This window comes from Caballeronia concitans (assembly GCF_001544615.1).
GTDB classification, from domain to species: domain Bacteria; phylum Pseudomonadota; class Gammaproteobacteria; order Burkholderiales; family Burkholderiaceae; genus Caballeronia; species Caballeronia concitans.
Genome location: NZ_FCNV02000039.1, coordinates 1 through 2,552, shown reverse-complemented (window position 1 = coordinate 2,552; position 2,552 = coordinate 1). Strand labels below are relative to the sequence as shown.

Here is a 2,552-nt window from a genome sequence, read left to right as displayed (position 1 = left end):
CTTGAGGTGGACACCTATGACTGGCATAGACTCAGAGTTGGCAGTAGTACGTCGTAGCAGCGATGGTCGTCGCCGCTATGACGAAAAAAGTAAACGCGCCTTGATTGAGGCATCACTTCGTCCCGGAGTATCAGTCGCCGGTCTGGCTCAGCAGCACGGCATCAACGCCAATCTGCTGCGCAAGTGGATCGCGAAGTACTTGGTGGAGCGCGAGAAAGGCATTTCGCCAGCGTCGCAGCATAATGGCAACGACGAATACAACGCGCCTCACCCCGACGAGTCGATTAATGAGGTGGCCGCCGCTCTGCCAGGGTCGCACCAACCCGTCCCCGTCGCGGTAAAGCCGTCTGCGTTCGTGTCGGTCGTTTCAGCGTCGCCGACACATCCGTCCACACCACCATCGATGACACTTGCCTTGCATGTGCGTCTGTCGAACGGCGTCGAGCTCGAACTCGGCGGGGCAATCGCGACCATCGACGAATTGACGACCATGGTTCAGATTCTGGGGAGGATGCCGTGTTCCGGTTCGACGACGATTTGAAGGTCTATCTGCACCGCGATCCCGTTGATTTCCGCTACGGCATGAATAGCCTGTCGATTCTCGTCGAGCAGTCGATGCGCCTGAATCCGATGGACACTTCGCTATACATCTTCGGAAACCGGCGTCGCGATCGGATAAAAATCCTTGGCTGGGATGGCAGTGGTTTCTGGCTTCTCATAAAGCGATTGGAGAGAAGCCATTTCATCTGGCCCGACAACAAGGCTGAGATCGTGACGATGACCACCAATGTGCTGCACGCGCTACTCGACGGCGATGACATCACCGCAATCCGGCGGCATCCGAAGCAGGAATATCATCGCGTGAGCTGAACAGTGAGGCGGTGTGCGGGTCTAACCAGCCATGCCGATCAACGTCACGATCACCGCCGAGGAACTGAAGGCGTTGCTCGCCGAGCGCGATGCTGCGCGTGCATTGCGAGAAGAACAGGAGGCATTACGCGGCGCCTTGCGGCTCGTGACGGCCGAGCGCGATCTCGCCGAGGAGCGCCTCCGAGCTTATCGTCGCGAACTGTTCGGCGCCAAGAGTGAAGCACGAGATTCTGATCAACCTAGCTTGTTCAACGAAGCCGAGACGCTCGGAGTGAACAGCGCGCCCGCGCAGGAAGACACGCCGGAGACGACAGTCGCCGCGCACAAGCGCAAGAAGCGCGGTCATCGCAAGCCGCTAGATCCGAATCTGCCGCGCGAGGTCGTGCGACACGAACTGCCCGAAGCCGAACGCTTCTGCACGAACGATGGGCACGCGCTCGTCGAGATAGGCGCGGAGATCAGTGAGCAGCTCGATGTGATCCCGGAGCAGCTTCGGGTGATCCAACACCAGCGCGTCAAATATGCGTGCCCTTGCTGTGACCTCGGGATCAAGGTCACGCCGGCGCCGCCGCGCATCATCGCGCGCGGACTGTTCAGCGAATCGGCGCTTGCATGGATCGCCACCGGCAAGTATCAATTCGGCATGCCGCTGTATCGTCAGGCTGGTTTGCTGTGTCGCTTCGGTGGCGACATCTCGTCGAACACGATCGCCGCCAGCATGGTTCGCGTTGGCCTCGCGACCCAGCCCGTGATCAACTTGATGCGCGATGCGTTGCTCGAGGCAGAGCTGATCTACTGCGACGAAACAACGTTCCAGGTACTGAAAGAAAAAGGGAGAAGACCACAAACGAAGAGCTACCTCTGGGCGCAGATGACCGGCTCGGGCGTTCCTATCCGCTGCTTCAGCTATACACCTGGACGCGGCGCCAAGTTGGCCGACAAGCTGTTCACGGGCATCCGCAAGGGCGCGGTTCTGGTGACTGACGGCTACGAGCCCTACAACGACATCGCTCAACGCTACGACCTCGTGCACCTCGGATGTTGGGCGCACCTGAGGCGGTACTTCATCAAAGCGGAGGACAACGTGCCGAAAGTCGCGCGTTCGCCCGATCTGCTCGCAACACGGTTCATCACGCTGATTGGCAAACTGTTCGCTGCGGAGGCCCGCTCTAGTAAATGGAAGCCTGAGCGACGACAGCGATTACGACGGCGATACAGCACGCGCATCCTCGACGCCATCTACGCCTTGGCGCTCGCGCAGTCGCCCGGCATCGTGCCAAAAAGTCTGCTTGGAAAGGCACTGACCTATCTACGCGAGCAGTGGCCGAAGCTGATCCGCTATGTCGAGAACGGCAGTTGGCCTATCTCGAACAACCCTTGTGAGAACGCGATTCGCCCCTTCGTCGTTGGGCGCCGTTCATGGCTTTTTAGCGACACGGTTGCAGGGGCAAACGCAAGTGCAAACCTCTACAGCCTGATCGAAACGTGTAAAGCCGGCGGCATCGATCCCTATCGTTACCTCCACTGGTTATTCCAACGCCTTCCTCTGGCGAAGACCGTCGACGACTACGACGCGCTGCTTCCCTGGAAGATGCCCGCAGATCTCCGCTGACCCACTTCGCTATCACACATCACGCGCTCTACCACCTTACTCTGAGGGGCGTCGTTCGCGGATCGCTTAC

Annotated in this window: 3 protein-coding genes; all 3 read left to right on the top strand. The window is 59.4% G+C overall.

Features of this window, described 5'->3' with window-relative positions:
- Positions 1 to 16 precede the first annotated feature (16 nt).
- The 3 genes from AWB72_RS28285 to tnpC are packed head-to-tail and all read left to right on the top strand — an operon-like array spanning position 17 to position 2,482.
- Positions 17 to 541: a transposase gene (locus AWB72_RS28285; protein WP_075583979.1), complete on the top strand. Its 525-nt coding sequence runs from the start codon at positions 17 to 19 to the stop codon at positions 539 to 541.
- Complete coding sequence (gene tnpB, locus AWB72_RS28280) at positions 517 to 870, top strand: IS66 family insertion sequence element accessory protein TnpB (RefSeq protein WP_045463971.1); 354 nt, start codon at positions 517 to 519, stop codon at positions 868 to 870. The genes AWB72_RS28285 and tnpB overlap by 25 nt, the downstream gene beginning before the upstream one ends.
- Positions 871 to 901: 31 nt before the next feature.
- Complete coding sequence (gene tnpC / locus AWB72_RS28275; RefSeq protein WP_087129211.1) at positions 902 to 2,482, top strand: IS66 family transposase; 1,581 nt, start codon at positions 902 to 904, stop codon at positions 2,480 to 2,482.
- Positions 2,483 to 2,552: the final 70 nt, after the last annotated feature.